The sequence below is a fragment of the Ventosimonas gracilis genome (genome assembly GCF_001580025.1).
Taxonomy (GTDB): Bacteria; Pseudomonadota; Gammaproteobacteria; order Pseudomonadales; family Pseudomonadaceae; genus Ventosimonas; species Ventosimonas gracilis.
Window position 1 is genome coordinate 1 of sequence record NZ_LSZO01000058.1, and the last position, 21,813, is coordinate 21,813.

22 protein-coding genes and 1 tRNA gene are annotated in these 21,813 nt (G+C 55.9%); 11 read left to right on the plus strand and 12 right to left on the minus strand.

Annotated features, from left to right (window positions below; all coding sequences use genetic code 11):
- Positions 1 to 186 precede the first annotated feature (186 nt).
- The gene (locus tag AXE65_RS02805; protein WP_068387781.1) at positions 187 to 1,473 is read right to left on the minus strand and encodes a M18 family aminopeptidase; all 1,287 of its coding nucleotides are present in this window, start codon (positions 1,471 to 1,473) and stop codon (positions 187 to 189) included.
- Between the two features lie 111 nt (positions 1,474 to 1,584).
- On the opposite strand from AXE65_RS02805, the gene pta reads away from it, so the two are divergent.
- The gene (gene pta / locus AXE65_RS02810) at positions 1,585 to 3,651 is read left to right on the plus strand and encodes a phosphate acetyltransferase (RefSeq protein WP_068387785.1); all 2,067 of its coding nucleotides are present in this window, start codon (positions 1,585 to 1,587) and stop codon (positions 3,649 to 3,651) included.
- Positions 3,652 to 3,739: 88 nt separating this feature from the next.
- On the opposite strand, the gene AXE65_RS02815 is transcribed toward pta, so the two are convergent.
- The 4 genes from AXE65_RS02815 to AXE65_RS02830 form a co-directional block, all read right to left on the minus strand.
- Positions 3,740 to 3,813: transfer RNA gene (locus tag AXE65_RS02815), tRNA-Cys, on the minus strand.
- Positions 3,814 to 3,964: 151 nt separating this feature from the next.
- A complete protein-coding gene (locus AXE65_RS02820; protein ID WP_068387788.1) occupies positions 3,965 to 4,711 on the minus strand; it encodes a YciK family oxidoreductase in 747 nt (248 codons plus the stop codon).
- A gap of 2 nt (positions 4,712 to 4,713) precedes the next feature.
- Complete coding sequence (gmk, locus tag AXE65_RS02825; protein WP_068387791.1) at positions 4,714 to 5,325, minus strand: guanylate kinase; 612 nt, start codon at positions 5,323 to 5,325, stop codon at positions 4,714 to 4,716.
- 24 nt (positions 5,326 to 5,349) lie between these two features.
- Complete coding sequence (locus tag AXE65_RS02830) at positions 5,350 to 6,213, minus strand: YicC/YloC family endoribonuclease (RefSeq protein ID WP_068387794.1); 864 nt, start codon at positions 6,211 to 6,213, stop codon at positions 5,350 to 5,352.
- A 145-nt stretch (positions 6,214 to 6,358) separates the two neighbouring features.
- On the opposite strand from AXE65_RS02830, the gene fliE reads away from it, so the two are divergent.
- From fliE to fliI, 5 genes are read left to right on the plus strand one after another with little or no spacing between them, the layout of a single operon-like run.
- Positions 6,359 to 6,679, plus strand: a complete 321-nt coding sequence (gene fliE / locus AXE65_RS02835) for a flagellar hook-basal body complex protein FliE (protein WP_068387797.1) — start codon at positions 6,359 to 6,361, stop codon at positions 6,677 to 6,679.
- 1 nt (position 6,680) lies between these two features.
- On the plus strand, positions 6,681 to 8,444 hold the full coding sequence (fliF, locus tag AXE65_RS02840; RefSeq protein WP_068387801.1) for a flagellar basal-body MS-ring/collar protein FliF: 1,764 nt from the start codon (positions 6,681 to 6,683) through the stop codon (positions 8,442 to 8,444).
- Positions 8,445 to 9,449 carry a flagellar motor switch protein FliG gene (gene fliG, locus AXE65_RS02845; protein WP_068387804.1) on the plus strand — a complete coding sequence of 335 codons (1,005 nt, stop codon included), beginning with the start codon at positions 8,445 to 8,447 and terminating at the stop codon, positions 9,447 to 9,449.
- A 9-nt stretch (positions 9,450 to 9,458) separates the two neighbouring features.
- Positions 9,459 to 10,226: a flagellar assembly protein FliH gene (locus AXE65_RS02850; RefSeq protein WP_068387807.1), complete on the plus strand. Its 768-nt coding sequence runs from the start codon at positions 9,459 to 9,461 to the stop codon at positions 10,224 to 10,226.
- The gene (fliI, locus tag AXE65_RS02855; protein WP_068387810.1) at positions 10,216 to 11,580 is read left to right on the plus strand and encodes a flagellar protein export ATPase FliI; all 1,365 of its coding nucleotides are present in this window, start codon (positions 10,216 to 10,218) and stop codon (positions 11,578 to 11,580) included. Before AXE65_RS02850 ends, fliI begins: the two co-directional genes overlap by 11 nt.
- Here fliI and AXE65_RS02860 read toward each other — a convergent pair.
- Positions 11,571 to 12,341 (minus strand): ferredoxin--NADP reductase, encoded by a 771-nt coding sequence (locus AXE65_RS02860; protein WP_068387813.1) that lies wholly within the window; start codon positions 12,339 to 12,341, stop codon positions 11,571 to 11,573. The two genes, fliI and AXE65_RS02860, sit on opposite strands and share 10 nt — an antisense overlap.
- Positions 12,342 to 12,471: 130 nt before the next feature.
- Here AXE65_RS02860 and AXE65_RS02865 point away from each other — a divergent pair, with 130 nt between their 5' ends.
- Together AXE65_RS02865 and AXE65_RS13740 are read left to right on the plus strand one after the other, a co-directional pair.
- On the plus strand, positions 12,472 to 12,843 hold the full coding sequence (locus tag AXE65_RS02865; RefSeq protein WP_068387816.1) for a hypothetical protein: 372 nt from the start codon (positions 12,472 to 12,474) through the stop codon (positions 12,841 to 12,843).
- A gap of 60 nt (positions 12,844 to 12,903) precedes the next feature.
- A complete protein-coding gene (locus AXE65_RS13740; RefSeq protein WP_160330583.1) occupies positions 12,904 to 13,050 on the plus strand; it encodes a hypothetical protein in 147 nt (48 codons plus the stop codon).
- 278 nt (positions 13,051 to 13,328) lie between these two features.
- Here the strand turns inward: AXE65_RS13740 and dnaJ are convergent, their stop codons facing one another.
- The 3 genes from dnaJ to grpE form a co-directional block, all read right to left on the minus strand.
- The gene (dnaJ, locus tag AXE65_RS02870; RefSeq protein WP_068387819.1) at positions 13,329 to 14,432 is read right to left on the minus strand and encodes a molecular chaperone DnaJ; all 1,104 of its coding nucleotides are present in this window, start codon (positions 14,430 to 14,432) and stop codon (positions 13,329 to 13,331) included.
- Positions 14,433 to 14,580: 148 nt separating this feature from the next.
- The gene (dnaK, locus tag AXE65_RS02875) at positions 14,581 to 16,482 is read right to left on the minus strand and encodes a molecular chaperone DnaK (RefSeq protein ID WP_068387822.1); all 1,902 of its coding nucleotides are present in this window, start codon (positions 16,480 to 16,482) and stop codon (positions 14,581 to 14,583) included.
- A gap of 85 nt (positions 16,483 to 16,567) precedes the next feature.
- A complete protein-coding gene (gene grpE, locus AXE65_RS02880; RefSeq protein ID WP_068387824.1) occupies positions 16,568 to 17,098 on the minus strand; it encodes a nucleotide exchange factor GrpE in 531 nt (176 codons plus the stop codon).
- Between the two features lie 393 nt (positions 17,099 to 17,491).
- Between grpE and recN the strand changes: the two genes are divergently transcribed.
- The gene (recN, locus tag AXE65_RS02890; protein WP_068387829.1) at positions 17,492 to 19,162 is read left to right on the plus strand and encodes a DNA repair protein RecN; all 1,671 of its coding nucleotides are present in this window, start codon (positions 17,492 to 17,494) and stop codon (positions 19,160 to 19,162) included.
- A 49-nt stretch (positions 19,163 to 19,211) separates the two neighbouring features.
- On the opposite strand, the gene fur is transcribed toward recN, so the two are convergent.
- Positions 19,212 to 19,619 (minus strand): ferric iron uptake transcriptional regulator, encoded by a 408-nt coding sequence (gene fur, locus AXE65_RS02895; protein WP_068387832.1) that lies wholly within the window; start codon positions 19,617 to 19,619, stop codon positions 19,212 to 19,214.
- 96 nt (positions 19,620 to 19,715) lie between these two features.
- On the opposite strand from fur, the gene AXE65_RS02900 reads away from it, so the two are divergent.
- The gene (locus AXE65_RS02900; protein ID WP_068387834.1) at positions 19,716 to 20,348 is read left to right on the plus strand and encodes an outer membrane protein assembly factor BamE; all 633 of its coding nucleotides are present in this window, start codon (positions 19,716 to 19,718) and stop codon (positions 20,346 to 20,348) included.
- Here the strand turns inward: AXE65_RS02900 and AXE65_RS02905 are convergent.
- Positions 20,345 to 20,638, minus strand: a complete 294-nt coding sequence (locus AXE65_RS02905) for an RnfH family protein (protein ID WP_193393232.1) — start codon at positions 20,636 to 20,638, stop codon at positions 20,345 to 20,347. The two genes, AXE65_RS02900 and AXE65_RS02905, sit on opposite strands and share 4 nt — an antisense overlap.
- The gene (locus AXE65_RS02910) at positions 20,613 to 21,065 is read right to left on the minus strand and encodes a type II toxin-antitoxin system RatA family toxin (RefSeq protein WP_068387996.1); all 453 of its coding nucleotides are present in this window, start codon (positions 21,063 to 21,065) and stop codon (positions 20,613 to 20,615) included. Before AXE65_RS02910 ends, AXE65_RS02905 begins: the two co-directional genes overlap by 26 nt.
- Before the next feature lie 129 nt (positions 21,066 to 21,194).
- Here AXE65_RS02910 and smpB point away from each other — a divergent pair, with 129 nt between their 5' ends.
- Complete coding sequence (smpB, locus tag AXE65_RS02915) at positions 21,195 to 21,680, plus strand: SsrA-binding protein SmpB (RefSeq protein ID WP_068387840.1); 486 nt, start codon at positions 21,195 to 21,197, stop codon at positions 21,678 to 21,680.
- The last annotated feature ends 133 nt before the right edge of the window (positions 21,681 to 21,813 follow it).

The window sequence follows — 21,813 nt, forward strand, 5'->3', positions numbered from 1 at the left end:
GCGTAATGTGTGCAGGCTAAAATTGAGTAAGCCCCAAAAAAGCCCCGACAAACTATCTAAGCTATTGATTTTATAATTTATTTTGGTGCTTCTCCTGGGCACCAAATATTATCATAAAATCAATAACTTAAAGAATTTATAGAGCATTTTGGGCTGCTCTGATTTGCCTATCTACTTATCTTTTGCCTACAGCACTTGATCACAAGCAAAAAACGCTTTTAGCGCTTGGATTAAAAAGCCAAGGTCGCGGCTGTCGGCCAGTTCGCGGATGGAGTGCATGGCAAAGGTGGGCAGGCCAATATCCAATGTTCGCACCCCCAGGCGGCTGGCGGTGATAGGGCCGATGGTCGAGCCGCAGCCTAGGTCGCTGCGGCTGACGAAGTTTTGCAGCGGTACCGCTTCGCGTTGGCACAGGTGACGGAAAAAGCCTGCCGTTTCGCTGTTCGTGGCGTAGCGTTGGTTGCTGTTGATTTTGATAACCGGTCCTGCGCCCAGCATGGGGGCGTGGTTGCCGTCGTGTTTATCGGCGTAGTTGGGGTGCAGGCCGTGGGCGTTGTCGGCGGAAATCAGCAACGATTGTTGCAGAATTTGCGCAAATTGTGCCTCATTTTGCGCCCATAGACGGCGCAGCACTTGTTCCAAAAAAGGCCCATCCGCGCCACAGGCCGAAGCGGAGCCGACTTCTTCATGGTCAGTGCAGACCAACACGCAATGTTGCCCGCTTGTCTTTGCGGCCAGTAATGCCTCTAATCCAGCAAAACAAGACAGCAGATTATCGAGCCTTGCGCTTGCGATAAATTCGCCGTTAAGGCCGATTTGTGCGGCTTTTTGCGTGTCATAAAAACTCAGCTCAAAGGCCAGTATTTGAGCGGATTCAATCCCCTGCTCTGCGGCCAGCTGCTGCGTTAATAAGGCAGATAAATCCAAGGGGTTGTCACCTGCCAAAGCGAGGATGGGCGAAAGTTCGGTTTGCGCGTTAATCGGCCAGCCTTGATTGGCTTGGCGGTTTAAGTGAATAGCCAAATTGGGGATAACCGCCAGCGGGCGTTTAAAGTCAATTAAACGGCTTTGAACTTTGCCGCTTAGCTCAAAAGTCACCCGCCCGGCCAGTGACAGGTCGCGGTCAAACCAAGGCGCAAGCAGGGCACCGCCGTAGACTTCAACGCCCAGTTGGCAAAAGCCGTGGCGGTTGATCACAGCACTTGGTTTAACACGCAAACAAGGGCTATCGGTATGCGCCCCTACCAGCCGCAGCCCGCTTTGCAATGCAGGGCGCTGCCCAAGCTGTACGGCAATCAGCGACGAATCATTGCGGGTGATGCAGTAACACCCGCCCGCCTCAATCTGCCAAGCCTCGCGTTCGTCCAGCAGGATAAAACCGGCTCTTTGCAGCCGCTGCACCATATTGGCACAGGCGTGAAAAGGCGTAGGCGAGTGATCCAAGAAATCAAGCAGCGCGGGGATCTGGCTCATAACGGGCCTTTGCAGGAAATAAAGGGCGCAAAGTTTAGACGATTTACTGCAAAGTCTGCCGCTTGCCGTTATTCTGCACGGTTTTCGCCAAAGGCTTTCGGGACATCGGTTATGCAGACTTTTTTCCTCGCGCCAACGGATTTTGGCGTTGGCCTGACCTCTATCAGCTTAGGTTTAGTGGGTGCGTTGGAGCGTGCCGGTTTGCGCGTGGGTTATCTCAAACCGATAGCCCAGGTGCGCCGTGAAAAGCCCGGCCCTTCGCGCGCCAGTGAATTGATAGCGCGCACGCACGGGCTAAGTTCGCCGCAGCCGCTGCAACGCGCCGAGGTGGAAAAACTGCTCGCCGATGGCGCTCTGGATCATCTGCTGGAGCAAATCGTCAGCCTGTATCAGGAAGCGGCACGGGATAAGGACGTAGTGATTGTCGAAGGCATGGTACAAAACCGCCAATCCAGCTACGCCTCGCGGGTGAATTTTCATCTGGCGAAAAGTTTGGATGCCGGAGTGATTTTGGTCTCCGCCGCCGAAGACGAGCCTTCCAGTGAGCTGCTTGAGCGCATTGAGATTCTCGCGCAGCTTTTTGCAGGTCCCAATGACCCCGAGCTGCTTGGCTTGATTCTTAACAAAGTCCGCGAGCCGGCGGCTTTTACCGTACATCACGCGCCGCTGCTGAAAAACGGCGGACTGCGCCTTTTAGGCTGTATTCCCTGGCAGGCCGAACTGAACGCGCCGCGCACCAGCGATGTAGCGGATTTGCTGGGCGCGCGGGTGATCAATGCCGGGGATTTTCACCATAGGCGCATGCAAAAAATCGTGCTCTGCACCCGCGCGGTCGCCAATACCGTGCATCTGCTTAAACCCGGCGTGCTGATAGTCACTTCCGGTGATAGAGCCGACATTATTATTGCCGCCAGCCTTGCCGCGATGAACGGCGTGCCGCTCGCAGGGCTGCTCCTGTGTAGTGATTTGCCGCCGGATGCGCGGATTATGGAACTGTGCCGCGGCGCATTGCAGGCCGGACTGCCGGTGCTTTCCGTACAGACGGGAGCCTATGACACGGCGACCAATCTCAATCGATTAAGCCGAGAAATTCCGATAGATGACCGCGAACGTGCAGAGAAAGTCGCCGATTTTGTCGCCGAATATCTCGATGGCGATTGGCTGCGCGCACGTTGCGGGCAGCCACGTGAGGTACGCCTGTCGCCGCCCGCTTTTCGCTGGCAACTGGTCAAACGTGCGCAAGCGGCGGGCAAGCGCATTGTGCTACCGGAAGGCAGCGAGCCGCGCACCGTGCAGGCGGCAGCGATTTGTCAGGCACGCGGCATTGCCCGCTGCGTACTGCTCGCCAAGCGCGAAGAGGTCGAAGCCGTCGCCCGCGCTCAAGGCATTGATTTACCGGCAGACCTTGAAATCCTCGACCCGGATTTAATCCGTGAAAACTACGTAGCGCCAATGGTCGAACTGCGCAAAAGCAAGTCGCTCAACGCACCGATGGCGCGCGCGCAACTGGATGATCTGGTCACGCTGGGCACCATGATGCTGGCGCAAGATGATGTCGATGGTCTGGTTTCCGGCGCCGCGCACACCACCGCCAATACCATCCGCCCTGCCCTGCAACTGCTAAAAACCGCGCCCGGCATTGCGCTGGTTTCCTCGGTCTTTTTTATGCTGCTGCCCGACCAAGTGGTGGTCTACGGCGACTGCGCGGTCAATCCCGACCCTTCGGCCGAAGAACTCGCCGAAATCGCTCTGCTCAGCGCCGAATCCGCCGCCGCTTTTGGCATTGAACCGCGCGTGGCCATGCTCAGCTATTCCACCGGTCATTCCGGCAGCGGTGCGGATGTGGAAAAAGTGCGCAAGGCCACCGAGCTCGCCCGTGCGGCCCGTCCCGACCTGCTGATTGACGGCCCGTTGCAGTACGATGCCGCCGCCATTGCCAGCGTCGGCCAGCAAAAAGCACCGAACAGCAAAGTCGCCGGACGCGCCACGGTGTTTATCTTCCCCGACTTAAATACCGGCAATACCACCTACAAAGCGGTACAGCGCAGCGCCAACTGCCTGTCGGTCGGCCCGATGCTGCAAGGACTGCGCAAACCGGTCAACGACCTGTCACGCGGCGCATTGGTGGATGACATTATCTACACCATCGCACTAACAGCCGTGCAGGCCGCACGCTAAACGTTTTGATAGAGATGTGTTACGAAAAAACGATTTGACAAAATAGGCCATATCAATCTATTAAATCATTGTTTTTATTAAAAATAATTGGAGGCCGAGGTCGGAATCGAACCGGCGTGGACGGATTTGCAATCCGCTGCATGACCACTCTGCCACCCGGCCTCTTTGCTTTACCTTAAAGCACCTTTAATCATTTTTATATCATTGATATAAAAAGATTTTTTGTCTTTGCTTCGGCGCAGCGGCGCGTATTATCCACCAGTCACTGGCGCTTTGGCAAGAAAAAATCTACCGCAACAGGAAAATGGGCGATTTAAGGCTGCTGCGCATTAAAGGCTTGCCCGTTAATGCCTTGGCTATCTGGTCCCATCAGATAGAGGTAGGCGGGCATGATGTCTTCGGGGGTTGGCAGGTTTTCCGGGTTTTCCGCTGGATAGGCGTGGGCACGCATGGCGGTGCGGGTTGCGCCGGGGTTGAGGCTGTTGCTGCGGACATTACTGATGCCGTCCAGTTCATCCGCCAGCGTCTGCATCAGTCCTTCGCAAGCGAATTTGGAAACACCGTAAGCGCCCCAGTAAGCGCGACCTTTGCGCCCTACGCTGCTGCTGGTAAAAAGTACCGAGGCATCTTTTGACAGCAGCAGCAGCGGCAGCAATGCATGGGTCAACATAAAAGCGGCGCTGACGTTGACTTGCATCACGCGCATAAAGTGCTCGCCACTAAGCTGCTGCAACGGGGTGCGCGGGCCGACGATGGCGGCGTTGTGCAGCAGGCCGTCGAGGCGGCCGAAGTGGCTTTCCACCATTGCGGCCAGTTCGTCGTATTGGTGCGGAGCGGCGGTTTCCAGATTAAACGGGATAACCACCGGCAGCAGATGTCCGGCGGCTTCGATTTGGTCGTAAACCTGATTAAGGTTTTCTTCTGTTTTACCCAGCAGCAGCACGCAAGCGCCATGTGCGGCAAAGGTTTTCGCCGCTTGTGCGCCAATGCCACGACCGGCACCCGTGATCAAAATCACGCGGTCTTTAAGCAGATCAGCAGGCGCTCGATAGTCCAGCATGGTTAGTCTTCCAACAATTCGTTCAGCAGGGGTTGCAAACGGCTTTGCATCGGCTTTTGCTCGCTGCGACCTGCGCCAATAATGGCTTTTAGTGCAGCCAGCGCCTCGGCAAAGTCATCGTTGACCAGCAGATAGTCGTATTCGCAGTAATGGCTTATCTCCAGCCTTGCCGACTGCATGCGCCGATTGATGGTGTCTTGGCTGTCCTGCCCGCGAGTGGTCAATCGCTCAAACAAGGCGGCGCGGCTGGGCGGCAGGATAAAAATCGAACGCGATTCGGGCATTAAACGCCGCACTTGTTGCGCGCCCTGCCAGTCGATTTCCAGCACCACGTCCAAGCCTTTATCCAGCATCTGCTGCACGCTTTGCTGCGAAGTGCCGTAATAATTGCCGAACACTTCGGCGCTTTCCAAAAATTCGCCGCGCCCTTGCATGGCGACGAAGGTTTCCAGGCTGCAAAAGTGATAATTAACGCCGTCCTGTTCACCCGGGCGGATGGCCCTGGTGGTGTGCGAGATGCAAACCTGCACATCCGGCCATTCGCGTACCAAGGCTGCGACCAGCGAGGTTTTACCTGCGCCGGACGGGGCGGAAATAATATAGAGATGGCTCATAAGGTTTCCTTAACTCATTTAAGCTTATTCAATGTTTTGCACTTGTTCGCGTATCTGCTCGATAAGCACTTTAAGGTTCACCGCCGTCTGGCTGCTGCGCGGGTCGAAGGCTTTGGCCGCCAAGGTGTTGGCCTCACGGTTGAGCTCTTGCAATAAAAAGTCGAGCTTTCTGCCGACCGCACCGGTGCCATGCAGCACGCGGCGTATTTCCTGGGTATGAATGCTCAACCGGTCTAGCTCTTCACTCGCATCGGATTTAACGGCGAGCAGCGCCAGTTCCTGCTCCAGCCGTTCATGATCGATGCTGATTTGCAGCTCGTTTAAGCGCTCTCTGGCTTTTTGTCGCCAGTCATAGAGCATCTGCGGAAGGCATTCACGCAACTTGGCCACTTCCGTCTCAATCGCATCAAGACGCTCATCGAGCAGGCGAACCAGGGCTGCCCCTTCGCGCGCGCGGGTTTCTTGCAGTTCGGCGAGTGCTTGCTCGAAGGCGGCCAATGCGGCCTCGGTCAGTATTCGCGGATGCTGACTGCGCGTTTTCAGCACGCCCGGCCAAGCAAGGACTTGCAGTGGGTCAATGGGCGCGGCCTGCTGACAGCGGCCGGCAATTTCGCGAGCGACAGCGATCAACTCATCGGCGCGTTTGCCATCAATTTGCAAACTGCTGTCAGCGCCGCTCTCATCCAAACGCAAGCTGCCATCGACCTTGCCCCGCAGCAGATTTTGCCTTAGTGATTCGCGCAAGAGCGCCTCAATACTGCGCAGCACTTCCGGCAAACGCAGTTGCACTTCCAGATAACGATGATTAAGCGAGCGCAAATCCCAGCTTAAGGTACCGAAGCTGCCGGTGCGCGTGGCGCTGGCGAAGGCGGTCATGCTTTGTACCATGAGCTTATCCCGGCGAATAAAAATGCCGATTGTAGCGCAAAGAGCGCCATGCCCAGAGCCTCTTTAAAACTTGGCACAGCATTTGCCAAACCTCTTGCCTGTAGTTGCCATGCGTCAAAAAAACCACATAAATGCAGGGGTTTTAATGAGCCAAACGATTGAAGCGAGTTCTTTACTGTCGCAGATGCACGCGCTGCAAAACGCAGCCAGTGGTGCAGGCGCTTTTGCTGCGCCTTCCGAAGACGCCCGCTTTACCAAGTTATTCGGCGATATGCTCGATAAAGCCTCTGCTCAGCAGCAGGCGGCGCGCGAGATTGCCAATGCCTTTGAAATCGGCCAAAGCGATACCGACTTGAGCGACGTGATGATTGCCATGCAAAAAGCCAATGTCTCTTTTGCCGCGTTGACCCAAGTTCGCAACAAATTGGTGCAGGCGTACCAAGACATTATGCAAATGCCGATTTGATATGAGCGTAGTTAGTGAAATGCTGCCCGAGATGGGCGAGGAAAAACCCCAAAAACCGCTGTTTGGTCTTACCTTTTTACAGCACTTAAGTGAGGCCAGCCTGCTGCGCCAACTGGGTCTGCTGGTGGGACTCTCGGCCAGTGTGGCGATTGGCCTTGCGCTGGTGCTGTGGTCGCAGCAAGCGCAGTACCGCCCGCTTTTGGCTTCGCTCGCCGGTGTTAATGCCGAGCAAGTCAGCGAAACCTTAGGCAATGCCGGCATTGATTTTCATCTGGAGCCTGATTCCGGCGCGCTCTTGGTTAAAAGTGAAGACCTGGCACGCGCACGACTGGCCTTGGCGAAAGCCAATATCGCCCCACAAGATGCCAGCATCGGCTTTGAACTGCTCGACCGCGAACAGGGCCTGGGCAGCAGCCAGTTTATGGAGCAGACCAACTATCGCCGTGGTCTGGAAGGCGAACTGGCGCGCACCATTGCCGCAGTCAACGGGGTCAAGCAGGCGCGGGTGCACCTTGGAATTCCGAAAACCGCCGTGTTTGTGCGTGATGCGCGAAAGCCCAGCGCCTCGGTGCTGGTCGAACTTTACCCCGGGCGCAGTTTAGAAGCCGGACAAGTGCTCGCCATCGTTAATCTGGTCGCCGCCAGCGTGCCGGAAATGGAAAGCGCGCAAGTGGCGGTGGTCGATAACAAAGGGCGATTACTCTCCGACCAGCAGGAATTATCGGAATTAACACAGGCCGGCAAACAACTCGATTACACGCGAAAACTCGAATCCACACTGCAGCAGCGCTTGGATAACCTGCTCGCGCCGGTTCTGGGGATGGAGCGTTTTCAGGCACAGGTGACGGCGGATATTGACTTTAGCGCTCAAGAATTAACTTCCGAGACCTTTAATCCCACAGCCCCTGCGCTGCGCAGCGAGCAAAAAGTCAGCGAACAGCGGCAAAGCAGCCAGCCGCCGCAAGGCGTGCCGGGGGCGCTGTCCAATCAGCCGCCGGCTGAAGGCCGCGCCCCGCAGCAAGCGACCGCCACCGCGACCACCGCAGGCGGGCCGATTGCCGCCGGACAGCCGCTGGTCGATGCCTACGGTGAACAAATCAAAGACCCGCAAAGCGGCCAACCGATGCTCGCGCCCTTCCCTGCTGATACGCGCGAGCAGGCTACGCGCAATTTTGAACTCGACCGAAAAATCCAGCACAGCAAGCAACCCGTAGGGCAGCTTAAGCGCCTTTCTGTCGCGCTGGTGGTTGACCATCAGATGAAGGCAAACGCCGAAGGTGAATTAGTCGCAACGCCCTGGACAAGCCAAGAGCTTTCGCAATTGACTGAACTGGTACAGAGCGCGGTAGGTTTTGATGCGGCCAGAGGCGATCAGGTTCAGGTGATCAACGCACCCTTTAACGCCATGGCCGAAGAGCCTCTGCCAGAAATAGCCTTTTACCAACAACCTTGGTTCTGGCAATTGGGCAAACCGGCGCTCGCCCTGCTCGTGCTGTTGATATTGATATTCGGCCTGCTGCGCCCGTTACTTAAACCTGCGGGTTCGTCCAAAGCACTCGCGCTGCTGGATAACCAAAGCGAGCCGCTGGAAGGTGAGTTGCCCGAAGCCGAGCCACTCGCCCTGCCCAGCCCGAAAGCGGAAAAACCGCTACGCCTGCCCGGCGCAACGGAAGGCTTTAACGCACAGCTCGATGCCATTCGCGATCTGGTCGCCGATGACCCCGGCCGCGTGGCGCAAGTGGTCAAACTCTGGATGAACCCTTAAATGATGGAACTCTCCCTGCCCGGTATCGACAAAGCGGCCATTTTGCTGCTGTCCTTGGGCGAATCCGATGCGGCCGCCGTACTGCGCCAGCTCGATGCCAAAGAGGTGCAGCGTGTGGGCCTGTGCATGGCGCAGCTTGCCAATGTGCGCCGCGAACAGGTCGAGGCGGTGGTCGCTGAATTTATCGATACCGTCAACGACCACACCAGCTTAGGTCTGGGCACGGACGATTACATCCGTAGCATGCTGACCCAAGCCTTGGGCGAAGATAAAGCCGGAAATCTGATTGACCGCATCTTGATTGGCGGCAATACCAGCGGGCTGGACAGCCTTAAATGGATGGAAGCGCGCGCAGTAGCCGATGTGATTCGTTTTGAGCACCCGCAAATTCAGGCCATTGTGGTGGCTTATCTTGACCCCGACCAAGCGAGCGAAGTGTTAAGCCATCTCGATAGCAAAGTACGGCTCGATATTATCCAGCGCGTCGCCTCGCTCTCGACCGTGCAGCCGACGGCGCTTAAAGAACTCAATCAGATTTTGGAAAAACAGTTCGCCGGCAGCAGCGGCAACTCGCGCACCCACTTGGGCGGAGTAAAACGCGCGGCCAATATCCTCAATTGTCTGGACAGTTCCTTAGAAAGTGAACTGCTCGATACCCTGCGCCAGACCGATAACAGCCTGTACACCCAGCTCGAAGATTTAATGTTCGTCTTCGACAACCTCGCCGATGCCGACGACCGTGGCATTCAAACACTGCTGCGCGAAGTGCCGCCACAAACCCTGCTGATTGCGCTGCGCGGCGCAGATGAGGCGGTCAAGGGCAAAATCTTTAACAACATGTCGCGCCGCGCCGCCGAACTGTTGCGTGAAGACCTCGCCGCCAACGGCCCAGTGCGCCTGTCCGAAGTGCAAGCGGCGCAAAAAGAAATCGTCGCCATTGCCCGCCGTATGGCCGATGCTGGAGAAATCACCCTGGGCGGCGCGGGTGCCGAACAGATGCTGTAACGCGCCGTCATGTCCGCATTCAAAGACTCGCTCGCCCCCATCCCCGCGCGTGATGCAAAGCCGTTTTCGTCTTGGTCGCTGCCACAGTTTTGCGTAGCTGAAACCGCGCTTATCAGTGACCAAGACGCGCGCGAAGAAGCGGTCAAAGCCCCGGTTATCGACGAGCAAGCACTGCAAGCGCTGCGTGATAAAGCCTATCAAGAAGGTTTTACCCAAGGTGAACGCGAGGGTTTTGCGCAAGGCGAGCAAAAAGCCAAGGAACAAGCAGAGCAGGCGCTGAATAGCCGCCTAAGCAGCCTGCAAAGCTTGATGCAAGCGCTGTTTGAGCCGATTGCCGAACAAGATCAGCAGATTGAAAACGCCCTGCTGGATTTATTGCAACAACTGAGCAAAGCGGTGATTCGCCGTGAACTCAAAATGGATTCCAGTCAAATCCTGCCGCTGCTGCGCGAGGCGCTATCCCTGCTGCCCATCGGTGCGGACAATCTTCATCTTTGGGTCAGTGCACAAGATTTTGCCGCCGTTAAAGCCTTTCGTGACCACCACAACGAACACTGGCGAATCTGCGAAGACCCGGATTTATTGCCCGGCGGTTTTCGTCTGGAAAGCCAGCACAGCCGCATTGACGCCACTATTGAAGCCAGGCTGGAACAAGCCTTTGCGCAGATCGCCGAAAGGCAACGCGAACAACGCCTGCATCCGCCTGCTACCGATTTATCTATTAGCCTCTCCCCCATCAATGAGGAAGGGAAGCCTTGGGCAAGCGATGCAACTTAACCGAATTAGCTTGCGCAAACGCCTAAACGCCTACCAAAGCAGCCTGCATCTGCCAGAGCAACCTGGCGTCGAAGGCCGCTTGCTGCGCTCGGTGGGTCTATTACTGGAAGCCTTGGGATTAAGAGCCGCACTTGGCAACCGCTGCCAAATCATCAATGACGAGCGCTTTCACTCCGCCCGGGTGGAAGCCGAAGTCGTCGGTTTTTGTGGCGAGCGCGTATTTTTAATGCCGGTCGGGCCTCTCGCCGGTATTGCGCCAGGCGCTCGGGTCGTGCCGATTGCTGGCGGCGATCGTCTGCCGATGGGGCGCAGCATGTTAGGTCGGGTGCTCGACGGCACCGGCAAAGCGCTTGATAACAAAGGCCGCATGCGCGCCGATGACTGGATACCCATGCAGGGCGAGGTCATCAACCCGCTAGAGCGCTGCCCCATCCGCCAGCCGCTGGATGTCGGCATTCGCAGCATTAACGGCCTGTTAACCGTCGGACGAGGCCAGCGGCTGGGGCTATTCGCCGGAACCGGTGTGGGTAAATCGGTACTGCTCGGCATGATGACGCGCTTTACCGAGGCCGACATTGTGGTAGTGGGTTTGATTGGCGAACGCGGACGCGAAGTCGCTGAATTTATTGAGCAAATTTTGGGTGAGGAGGGCATGAAACGCGCCGTGGTGATTGCCTCGCCGGCCGACGACGCACCGCTTTTGCGTCTACGCGCCGCCATGTACTGCACGCGCGTTGCCGAATATTGGCGCGACAAAGGCAAACACGTACTGCTGCTGATGGACTCCTTAACCCGCTACGCGCAGGCGCAGCGCGAAATTGCCTTGGCGGTGGGCGAGCCACCGGCCACCCGCGGCTATCCGCCGTCCGTTTTCGCCAAACTGCCGGCGCTGGTCGAACGCGCCGGTAACGCGCAGGCAGGCGGCGGCTCCATCACGGCTTTTTATACCGTGCTAAGCGAAGGCGACGACCCGCAAGACCCGATTGCCGATGCCGCGCGAGGCATTCTCGACGGCCACTTTGTGCTGTCGCGCCAATTGGCCGAAGAAGGGCTGTATCCGGCCATCGATATCGAAGCCTCCATCAGCCGCGTCATGCCGCAAGTGGTCAGCGCCGAACAACTGGCAAAAAGCCAACGCTTTCGCGCCCTTTGGTCGCGCTGGCAACAAAGCCGCGACCTGATCAGCATCGGCGCATACAGCTCCGGGGACGCTCAAACGGATCTGGCCATCACCCGCGCACCGCAGATGGAAGGCTATCTGCGCCAATCGCTTAGTGAACGGGTCGATTTTGCACAAAGTGAGGCGCAATTAACCGAATTGCTGAGTGCGCCGCTGCCGCCGAATCACCAGTAATTTTCTACCGCAATCTGCCCAGGTTTGCGTGTTAAAGCCAGACGCATGCCACGCTCTTTTAATACGGCGCGGCAGTCTTCGACCATCTTAGGATTGCCGCAGAGCATCAATCTTGACTGTTCGGCTGACAGTGCAAAACCCGCCGCTTGTTCTAACTCGCCGCTTTTAAGCAACACCGGGATGCGCTGATGCAATGTGCCGCTATGGTGCTCGCGGGTAATGATCGGGATATAGCGCAGTTTGCTTGCGTATTCAGCAAGATAATCGCGCCGCGCAAGATCTGCAATCATCGGCTGATAAGCAAGTTCCGCAGCCTCGCGCACGCTATAAACCAGCACAATGCGGTTAAAACGTTGCCAGACTTCAAAATCCTGCAAAATCGATAAAAACGGCGCAAGGCCGGTACCGGTAGCAAGCAACCATAAATCTTCGCCGTCTGCGAAACGGTTTAGCGTTAAAAAGCCAAAGGCTTGCTTATCAATCAGTAAATGATCGCCCAGACGCAGACGCGAAAGCTCGCCGGTAAACTCGCCGTTCGGTACGACAATGGAGAAAAACTCCAAAAACTCATCGTGCGGCGCAGAAACCATCGAATAAGCGCGCCAAACCAAGCTGCCGTCTGCCTTCTGTACGCCAAGACGGGCAAATTGTCCGGCTTGAAAACGAAATGCCGCGTCACGTTCAGTACGAAAGCTAAATAAATTGGCAGTTAGCGGGTGGATCGCGGTAATGGGTTGGCGGGTGAATTTTTCGGCGTTCATGGCTTGCTCTCTCCCTTCCCTATAAGCGGGCAAGGGGTTTTAACAGTTTTTATAATATCCAAGCAAAGCATATATTTACTGGCTTGTGTTTTTGGTTGGACTCATGCAAATTTGAAAGGCATTGCGGAAAATGGAAAAGGGGTTGGTTATGGCTGCGGCGGCGTTTGATACGGCTGAGCATATTGAAGCGTTGGAAAAAGAAGGCATTGAGCACAACCATGCGCGTGCTTTTGTCAAGCTCGTGTGGCGCTCGCATAAAGCGGTCCTGGCTACCCAAGCTAAAGAGCAGCAAGAAATCAGCGCTCGTACAGCAAAAGAACAAGATAGCAAGACAGAGCATAAAATTGAGCTTCTGCGTAAAGACTTAGGAGCTGTTGAAGAGCGGCTCAATGGCAAGCTGACAAATCTTGAAACAGGCCTGCGTAAAGACATGGAAGCTGTCGAAGAGCGCCTTAATGGCAAGCTGGTAAATCTTGAAACAGGCCTGCGTAAAGACATGTAAGCTGTTGAAGAGCGCCTTAATGGCAAGCTGGTAAATCTTGAAACAGGGCTGCGCAAGGACATGACAAATCTTGAAACGGGTCTGCGCAAAGACATGGAAGCTCTAGGTAACAAATTGATTATCCGGCTGACCTTGGCCATGCTTGGAGTGTTTGGCGTTGTAGGTACTATCCTGGGTTTCGTACTGCGTGCTGTGCTGATGAAATAAATCATCTGACCCATTTCCTGCTTTTTCATGTTGTCCTTAAAGCCCTGCTCAAAGCGGGGCTTTTTGTTACTGGGGACGCTCTTTTGAGGTGCCAACCAGGCAGCGCTACGCTAAGTTCCACCGCATGTAAAGCCTGTGGAGAAGCAGCAAATCAGCAGCAAATCGGTTGAGATAGATTTGTTTAGCGATGACGGAGCGGATTAAAGCGCGCACGGACAATCCCAAAATGCAGCCTACCCTCTCCCATTTATGCATTTCCGCAGAGGCTGCGAGGGCATTTAACTGTCGCCAAAAAACCGCTTCATCCCTTCAAACCAGCCGCTGGCTTTGGGCGAGTGGCTTTGGTTGCCGCTGAGTGTGCTGCGGAACTCTTCAAGCAGTTCGCGCTGGCGTTTGGTCAGTTTGACCGGGGTTTCCACCACAATGCGGCACATTAAATCGCCCGCCGTGCTGCGCCCGTAGGGCATTACGCCTTTGCCGCGCAGGCGGAACAACTTGCCGCTCTGGCTGCCTTCGGGGATTTTCAGTTTGACCCGTCCGTTTAACGTCGGCACTTCCAGTTCACCGCCCAGCGCAGCCTCGGCAAAATTGACCGGCACTTCGCAGTACAAATCCGCACCGTCGCGCTGGAAAATCGGGTGCTCGCGTACCTGGATAACGACGTATAAATCGCCGCCCGCCTCGCCTTCGCCGGTTAAGCGAATGCGCGTGCCGCTGTCCACGCCTGCTGGAATGGTGACCGATAGGCTTTTTTCTTCCTCGACCTGGCCGCTGCCGTGGCAACTGGTGCAAGGTTCGGGAATGATTTTTCCCGTGCCGCCGCAGCGCGGGCAGGTTTGCTGCAGGGCAAAAAAGCCTTGCTGCATACGCACTTGACCGCTGCCGTTACAGGTGCTGCAAGTGATCGGGCTGGTGCCCGGTTTGGCACCGCTGCCGTTGCAGGTTTTGCAGGCCACCTGTAGCGGGATGTGGATGGTGGTTTTATGGCCGTGAACGGCTTGCTCCAAATCAAGCACCAGCCGGTATTGCAAATCGGTGCCACGACGACGCGATGAACCACCGCGCCCGGCGGAAAATAAATCGGAGAACATGTCACCGAAGATGTCGGAAAAGCCGCCCGCGCCAAAGCCGCCGTCCGCACCGCCTGCCATATTAGGATCAACCCCGGCATGGCCGTATTGGTCATAACGCGTGCGTTTTTCTGCATCGGTAAGCACTTCGTAAGCTTCGGACGCTTCTTTGAACTTTTCCTCAGCGGCTTTGTCCCCGGGATTTCTGTCCGGGTGGTATTTCATGGCAAGACGGCGGTAGGCTTTTTTTAGCTCCGCTTCGCTCGCGCCTTTGTTTACCCCGAGTACTTCGTAATAGTCACGTTTGGCCATGCCGGATTGCGCTCTTTAATTTCACGGTTTTTAAAGACTAAAAACGCGAGCACCCATGCGCTCGCGTCTTTTTACCCTCTCCCATAAATGGGAAGGCGTTTGCTTCCCTTGCCCGCTGGCAAAAGCGGGCTAAGGAGAAGCGCAGGCGTTACTTGTTGTCTTTAACCTCTTCAAATTCCGCATCGACGACATCATCCGCGCCTTTCGGCGTTTCCTGTGCACCTTCTTGCGCTTTGCTTTCGTATAACTTCTGCGCCAGCGGGCTGCTGGCGGCAGAAAGCGCCGCAACGGCGGCTTCAATGGCGGCTTTGTCGTCGCCTTTAACGGCCGCCTCCAAATCAGCCAGTGCTTTTTCCACGGCGGCTTTGTCTTCGGCGCTGGCCTTATCGCCCGCTTCGGTCAACATTTTGCGCGTGGCGTGCACCAGTGCATCGCCTTGGTTGCGCACGGCTATCAGCTCTTCAAACTTGCGGTCTTCTTCGGCGTTGGCTTCGGCATCGCGCACCATGCGCTCGATTTCGTCATCGGAAAGCCCCGAGTTGGCCTTGATCACGATGGATTGCTGCTTGCCGGTCGCCTTGTCTTTAGCGGACACGTGCAAAATGCCGTTGGCATCAATGTCAAAGGTCACTTCAATTTGCGGCACACCACGCGGGGCGGGCGGAATGTCGGCCAAATCAAATTTTTCCAGCGATTTATTCTGCGCCGCTTGTTTGCGCTCGCCTTGCAACACGTGGATGGTGACGGCTGTTTGGTTGTCATCCGCGGTAGAGAAGGTCTGCGTCTTCTTGGTCGGGATGGTGGTGTTTTTCTCAATCAGCGGGGTCATCACGCCGCCCATGGTTTCGATGCCCAAGGTCAGCGGGGTCACGTCGAGCAACAGTACGTCTTTCACCTCACCGGAAAGCACCGCGCCCTGAATAGCCGCGCCCATTGCCACCGCTTCATCGGGGTTGACGTCTTTGCGCGGCTCTTTGCCGAAAAATTCAGCAACTTTTTGCTGCACCAGCGGCATGCGCGTTTGCCCGCCGACCAGAATCACGTCGTGAATGCCGGAAGCCTCTAAACCTGCGTCTTTTAGCGCGATACGGCAAGGCTCAATGGTGCGGGCGACCAAGTCCTCAACCAGAGCCTCCAGCTTGGCGCGGGAGATTTTCAAGTTAAGGTGCTTAGGCCCTGAAGCATCGGCGGTGATATAAGGCAGGTTGACATCAGTCTGTTGGCTGGAAGACAGCTCGATTTTGGCTTTTTCAGCCGCTTCTTTTAAGCGCTGCATGGCGAGCGGGTCGCCTTTTAAGTCAATCCCGCTGTCTTTTTTAAAGCTGTCAACAAGGTAGTCAATCAGGCGCAAGTCAAAGTCTTCACCGCCCAGGAAGGTATCGCCATTGGTCGCCAGCACTTCAAATTGATGCTCGCCGTCCACTTCGGCAATTTCAATCACCGATACGTCAAAGGTACCGCCGCCCAAGTCATAGACAATGATGGTGTGGTCGCCCTTGGCTTTGTCCATACCGTAGGCGAGCGCGGCAGCAGTGGGCTCGTTGATGATGCGTTTAACTTCAAGACCTGCAATGCGCCCGGCATCCTTGGTCGCTTGACGCTGGCTGTCGTTAAAGTAGGCCGGAACGGTAATCACCGCTTCGCTGACCGTCTCGCCCAGATAGTCCTCGGCGGTTTTTTTCATTTTTTTCAGCACTTCGGCAGAAATCTGCGGCGGCGCCATTTTTTGCCCTTTGGCTTCGACCCAGGCATCCCCGTTGTTCGCCTTGGTGATTTTGTAGGGCACCATTTTGATGTCTTTTTGCACGACATCTTCATCAAAACGGCGGCCAATCAGACGTTTAACGGCATACAAGGTGTCATGCGGATTGGTTACCGCCTGGCGTTTGGCAGACTGGCCGACGAGGATTTCACCGTCGCCGGTGTAGGCGATAATCGACGGTGTGGTACGCCCGCCTTCAGCGTTTTCAATCACCTTGGCGCTGCCGTTTTCCAGCACGGACACGCAGGAGTTGGTGGTGCCAAGGTCGATACCAATAATTTTGCCCATTTTAAATACTCTCCGAACTTAGGATTGGGTAGCGCTTTGCAACTGATCTGCCCAGTTAAATGGGGCAGATTGCGATTTTTTCAAGTTATTTACTGACCACGACCATGGCCGGTCTCAGCAAACGGCCATTCAGCAGATAGCCTTTTTGGAATACGCGAAGCACCGTATTGGGCTCAACTTCGGCGCTTTCCTCGGTGGTCATGGCTTGGTGCTGCTGCGGGTCGAACGGTGCGCCGTGCGGGTCAACCGGCTCAATTTGATGGCGCTTTAAGGTATCGAGCAACAGTTTGAGCGTTAACTCCATGCCTTCGCGCATGGCTTTGTACGCTTCGCTTTCGATGTCGGTAAGCTCAAGGCCGCGTTCCAGACTATCCACTACCGCCAGCAAATCGCCAGCAAAGCGCTCCAAAGCAAATTTGTGCGCCTTTTCTACGTCCTGCTCGGCGCGACGACGCAGATTTTGCAAATCAGCGGCGGTGCGCAGCGCCTGGTCTTGCGCGGCGGCGAGTTGCTCTTGCAAGGCCTCGGCCTGTGCTTGCCAGTCGATCACTTCTGCCTCGGGCGCGGGGGGAACGCTGTCTTCCTGCGACACATTCAAGTTCTGTTCGTCAGCCACCTTATCCTCCTAAAAACCTGTGCTCATCGTTACGCGGCTATATGGGGATGGTTTACGTCGTTTCAAGGTGTCTTGTCGGCAGCAGGGCGCATGCGGTAAAAGACAAGGGTCTGTTCCCGCCTCAAACGTGGCCGCGACGGAGCCAGATTTTGCGCGCAGCAAGGCGCGAGAAGAGAAATTTGCTCATGCAAATGAACGACGAGCAACACAGCGGCGCACAAAATCTGGCCCGTCCCTTCGGGCTGCGCCCAAAATTTCGCCATACGTTGTTGCAGCATTTGCCAAGGTTGTACACATTGGCTGCATGCTGCGCCTAGTCTGGCGAAATTTTGAGCAGCAGCACGGCTCGCGTTTGAGGCGGGAACAGACCCTAGCCATCCACAGGAGTTTTTTATGCTGCTGCAACTGTCCATCCGTAACTACGCCTTGGTTTCACAGCTTGACCTTGAACTTGCTGCCGGTATGACGGTGATTACCGGCGAGACCGGCGCGGGCAAATCCATCATGCTCGATGCGCTGGGGCTGGCCTTGGGTGACCGCGCCGATGGTAATGCAGTGCGCCCGGGTACGGACAAGGCCGATATTCTGGCCGCTTTTGACTTAAGCCAAAGCCCAGAAGCCGCAAGCTGGCTTTCGCAGCGCGACCTGGAACAAGACGGTCTGTGCCTGTTACGCCGTGTGGTCAGCAGTGAAGGCCGCTCGCGCGGCTATATCAACGGCACGCCCTGCCCGTTAAGCGACCTTAAGGCGCTCGGTGAATTGCTGCTCGACATTCACAGTCAACACGAGCACCAATCGCTGTTGCAAAGCGAAACCCAGCGTCGCTTGCTGGATAACTTCGCCGGCAGTACCGATCTCGCTAAAAGCGTGCAACGCAGTGCGCAGCAATGCCAGCAACTGCGCAGCCAGCTCAATCGCTTAAGCCAGGCGGACGACGAACAACGCGCGCGCCAGCAGCTTTTACGCTATCAATTGGAAGAGCTGGACCTGCTCGCCTTGGCCGAAGGCGAATGGGAGCAGCTTGAACAGGAGCATCAAACCCTCTCCGGCGCAGCCGATTTACTCTCAAGCTGCGCCGAAGTGCTTGCCTTAAGCGAAGCTGACGGCGGCCATCTGCTAGCTGCGTTATCGGGCAGCCTGCATCGCTTAACCAGTTGCGCCCCCTTACCCGAAGCCTTGGGCGAAGTCTGCGAACTGCTGGAAAGCGCCCAAATCCAAATTGAGGAGGCGGTCTCATCGGCGCAGCGCTTTATCGACCATTTCGACAACGACCCCGAGCGCGCGCAGTTTCTTGAAGAGCGCATCAGCAGCGTCTACAGCCTCGCCCGCAAGCACCGCGTGCAGCCTTCCGAACTGCATCGTCATCATCAGCAATTGGCGGCGGAACTTGCCAGCATCAGCGCCGATGAGCAAACCCTTGGCGAACTGGATGAAGCCTTAACCGCTGCGCTGCAAAGCTATCAACAACAGGCCGGCGAGTTAAGCGCACAGCGTGAGGAAGCCGCCGCCCGTCTATCGGCCGCCGTAGAAGCGCAAATGCAGCGCCTGGGTATGCAGGGTGGGCGCTTTGTAATTGCGCTGCACCTGCGCGAGCACACTGAACCGCACGCGGGCGGGCAGGAGCAGGTGGAATTTTTGGTCAGCGCCAACCCGGGCAGTGCGCCAAGGCCACTGATAAAAGTGGCCTCCGGCGGCGAATTGTCACGGATTAGTCTGGCCATTCAGGTGATTGCCGCGCAGACCTCGCGCGTGCCCACGCTGATTTTTGACGAAGTCGATGTCGGCATCGGCGGGCCAACCGCTGAAGTGGTCGGCCAGCTACTGCGCCAGTTGGGCAGCCGCGGGCAAGTGTTGGTCGTCACCCATCTGGCACAAGTGGCCGCGCAGGGGCATCAGCATCTATTGGTCGAAAAACGCAGCGACGCACAGAGCACGCAAACCGCCGTGCTGGCGCTGGACAACAAAGGCCGTCATCAAGAAATCGCGCGCATGCTGGGCGGCGTTGAGATTACCGCCGAATCCCTCGCCCACGCCCACAAAATGCTGGCGAATGTGCAAGGCTAAATGCGCACAGAAACGGGTCTGCCAAAGCAGACCTGTTCAGACCCAAAAATCAGCTATCTTTTTTGCGCACATAGAGCACAAGGTTATGGCCGACCAATTCATAACCTTGCTGGCGCACCACTTCCTTTTTGCGCTCTTCGATTTCGGCATCGTAGAACTCGATAATCTCGCCGTTATCGACACAGACCATATGGTCGTGGTGCTCGCTGTCGGCCAGTTCAAACACCGCGTGGCCGCCATCAAAATTGTGCCTGCGCACCAAACCCGCCGTCTCAAACTGCGTCAGTACGCGGTAGACTGTGGCAAGCCCGACATCTTCACCGGCCTCCATCAGCGCCTTGTAGACATCCTCGGCGCTCATGTGCCGCTGCTCGTGAGTATCGAGCATTTGCAGTATCTTGATGCGCGGCAAAGTGACTTTAAGGCCGACTTTGCGCAGTTCGTTATTTTCAACCATGTGTTGTCTTCTCTATAAGCGTTACTTCTACACGAGGTGCGATGCGGGTATTATCCGCACCTTGTTTGCCCGGTAAAAAGTTAGCGGAAATCTTGAATGTTAAACACCAAGCACTTGTTGACCAGCCTTACCCTGACCGCAGTCATTGTTTTAGCAGGCTGCTTCCCCGGCGTCTACAAAATCGACATCCAGCAAGGTAATGTTGTCACGCAGGATATGATAGACGAATTAAGACCCGGAATGTCCAAAGCGCAAGTGCGCTACATTATGGGCAATCCGCTGATTACCGATACCTTTCATGCCAGACGCTGGGATTATCTGTACAGCCTGCAAACCGGTTCAGGCGAAAAAAGCCAAAAACGCATGAGCCTGTACTTTAACGATGGCGACCAGTTAATCGCCGTTTCCGGTGACTTTCGGCTAAAACCCGGAAAAACACGTGATGAGGCCATTTTGGGAACACAGGCTAATGCAGAATCCATCACCGCACCACCCATAACAGACAATAGTGCTGAGCTACCCGGCGAGCCAGAGCCTGCTGCGCAAGAAACGCCGCTGGTCAGCCAACAGCCGCCTGCCACAGAAAACACAGAAAAGCCCTCGTTACAGTTTTCCGATAATCGCTCGATGGAACCCGGTGCGCCGCCACCTGGTTCGCTGGAAGAACAAATCCAGCACGAGCTGGACGCTGCCAAGCCCATACAGCAGCAACAGCCCGGTCAACTTTAAGCGGCTTTTGCCGCGCGTCTGCGGCGTATTTCTTTCGGGTCAAGCCGCAGCGGGCGGTAAATTTCTACCCGCTCGCCTTCTTGCAAAACATGCGCTTCGGGGTTTTTCAACCGTTTGCCGAAAATGCCCAAAGCGCAGCAGGATAAATCAAGCTCGGGAAACTTGGCCGCAAGCCCTGAGGCTAGCGCCGCTTGTCGTGCGCTGCTGCCCTCTTTCATCGCTAGCCGGCATATTACCTGCTGATTGGGCGCGGCGTAGACCACTTCAACCGATACCATCAACCGCGCCAAATAATGCCCTTGCACGGGCGCAAAACGCATCCACCATGGACGCGGCCAATTGATTAAACAAAGGCCCCAAACTCGCCTTAACCAGTGCGCCGGAATAATCAAAGGAAAGATCCAGGCTGATTTTGCAAGCCGCCTCGCCAAGCGGGGTAAACAGCCATAAACCGTGCAGCTTTTTAAAGGGTCCTTCGGCCAAATTCATCTCAATGCGCTCGCCTGGCACCAGCGCATTGCGCGTGACGAACTGCTGACGAATAATCCCTTTGCCCAGCTTAAGCCGCGCCAGCATGTGGGTTTGGCTCACTTCGAGCACCTCGCCCGCTTCGCACCAAGGCAAAAAGTCACTGTAGTGCGCGACATCATTGACCAACTCATACATCGACTGCGCTGAATAAGGCAGCAAAGCCGAGCGCTGAATATGGCAGCTCATGCGGTAATCCCAATAGCGGCACGACCCATCGCGCCCATAAAAGCCAAAAGAGCCGCGTATTTTCAATTATTTGTAAGAACCGCTCAAGCTATCGCCAGTATTGCGGCAACTGTCTATACTTCGCGCCCCATGAGTAAACCGAAAAAAGCCGCCAAAGGCACTATCGCGCTGAATAAAAAAGCGCAGCACGACTATTTTATTGAGCAGCGCGTTGAGGCGGGATTGGTGCTGTCCGGTTGGGAAGTCAAAAGCCTGCGCGCGGGCAAAGCGCAATTGGTCGACAGTTACGTCCTGCTAAAAGACGGTGAGGCTTGGCTTTTAGGCTGCCATATCACGCCGCTTGCCAGCGCCAGCAGCCACGTCTATGCAGACCCCACGCGCAGCCTCAAACTCCTGCTCAGTAAACGCGAATTGGGAAAATTATTCGGCGCAGTACAACAAAAAGGCTACGCCTGTGTTGCCTTGGCACTGTATTGGAAAAAACACCTGATTAAGTGCGAAATCGCCCTCGGCAAAGGCAAAAAAGCCTTCGACAAACGCCACAGCGAAAAAGAGCGCGACGCTGGACGTGAAATCCACCGAGCACTGCGCAATAAGGGCAAGGAAGAGGATTAACCTGCTAGCAAGCGGGTTTTTCTGTATTTCTAGTATCGGGAAGTAATGCGCAGTCCAAAGACATCCAATCGCGCGACCGCAAAGACAAAGCCCCATTTTCTTGGTTCAATCTCCATGCTTGAGCCAAACCTAA

Bases quoted from the DNA above. Each gene is read 5' to 3' on its own strand.
- recN (WP_068387829.1), top strand. From the start codon at position 17,492: ATGCTGCTGCAACTGTCCATCCGTAACTACGCCTTGGTTTCACAGCTT.
- pta (WP_068387785.1), top strand. From the start codon at position 1,585: ATGCAGACTTTTTTCCTCGCGCCAACGGATTTTGGCGTTGGCCTGACC.
- AXE65_RS02910 (WP_068387996.1), bottom strand. From the start codon at position 21,065: ATGAGCTGCCATATTCAGCGCTCGGCTTTGCTGCCTTATTCAGCGCAG.
- fliI (WP_068387810.1), top strand. From the start codon at position 10,216: ATGCAACTTAACCGAATTAGCTTGCGCAAACGCCTAAACGCCTACCAA.
- fliG (WP_068387804.1), top strand. From the start codon at position 8,445: ATGATGGAACTCTCCCTGCCCGGTATCGACAAAGCGGCCATTTTGCTG.
- gmk (WP_068387791.1), bottom strand. From the start codon at position 5,325: ATGAGCCATCTCTATATTATTTCCGCCCCGTCCGGCGCAGGTAAAACC.
- fur (WP_068387832.1), bottom strand. From the start codon at position 19,619: ATGGTTGAAAATAACGAACTGCGCAAAGTCGGCCTTAAAGTCACTTTG.
- AXE65_RS02850 (WP_068387807.1), top strand. From the start codon at position 9,459: ATGTCCGCATTCAAAGACTCGCTCGCCCCCATCCCCGCGCGTGATGCA.
- dnaJ (WP_068387819.1), bottom strand. From the start codon at position 14,432: ATGGCCAAACGTGACTATTACGAAGTACTCGGGGTAAACAAAGGCGCG.
- dnaK (WP_068387822.1), bottom strand. From the start codon at position 16,482: ATGGGCAAAATTATTGGTATCGACCTTGGCACCACCAACTCCTGCGTG.
- fliF (WP_068387801.1), top strand. From the start codon at position 6,681: ATGAGCGTAGTTAGTGAAATGCTGCCCGAGATGGGCGAGGAAAAACCC.
- AXE65_RS02830 (WP_068387794.1), bottom strand. From the start codon at position 6,213: ATGGTACAAAGCATGACCGCCTTCGCCAGCGCCACGCGCACCGGCAGC.
- AXE65_RS02865 (WP_068387816.1), top strand. From the start codon at position 12,472: ATGGAAAAGGGGTTGGTTATGGCTGCGGCGGCGTTTGATACGGCTGAG.
- AXE65_RS02820 (WP_068387788.1), bottom strand. From the start codon at position 4,711: ATGCTGGACTATCGAGCGCCTGCTGATCTGCTTAAAGACCGCGTGATT.
- AXE65_RS13740 (WP_160330583.1), top strand. From the start codon at position 12,904: ATGACAAATCTTGAAACGGGTCTGCGCAAAGACATGGAAGCTCTAGGT.
- fliE (WP_068387797.1), top strand. From the start codon at position 6,359: ATGAGCCAAACGATTGAAGCGAGTTCTTTACTGTCGCAGATGCACGCG.
- AXE65_RS02900 (WP_068387834.1), top strand. From the start codon at position 19,716: ATGTTAAACACCAAGCACTTGTTGACCAGCCTTACCCTGACCGCAGTC.
- AXE65_RS02805 (WP_068387781.1), bottom strand. From the start codon at position 1,473: ATGAGCCAGATCCCCGCGCTGCTTGATTTCTTGGATCACTCGCCTACG.
- AXE65_RS02860 (WP_068387813.1), bottom strand. From the start codon at position 12,341: ATGAACGCCGAAAAATTCACCCGCCAACCCATTACCGCGATCCACCCG.
- smpB (WP_068387840.1), top strand. From the start codon at position 21,195: ATGAGTAAACCGAAAAAAGCCGCCAAAGGCACTATCGCGCTGAATAAA.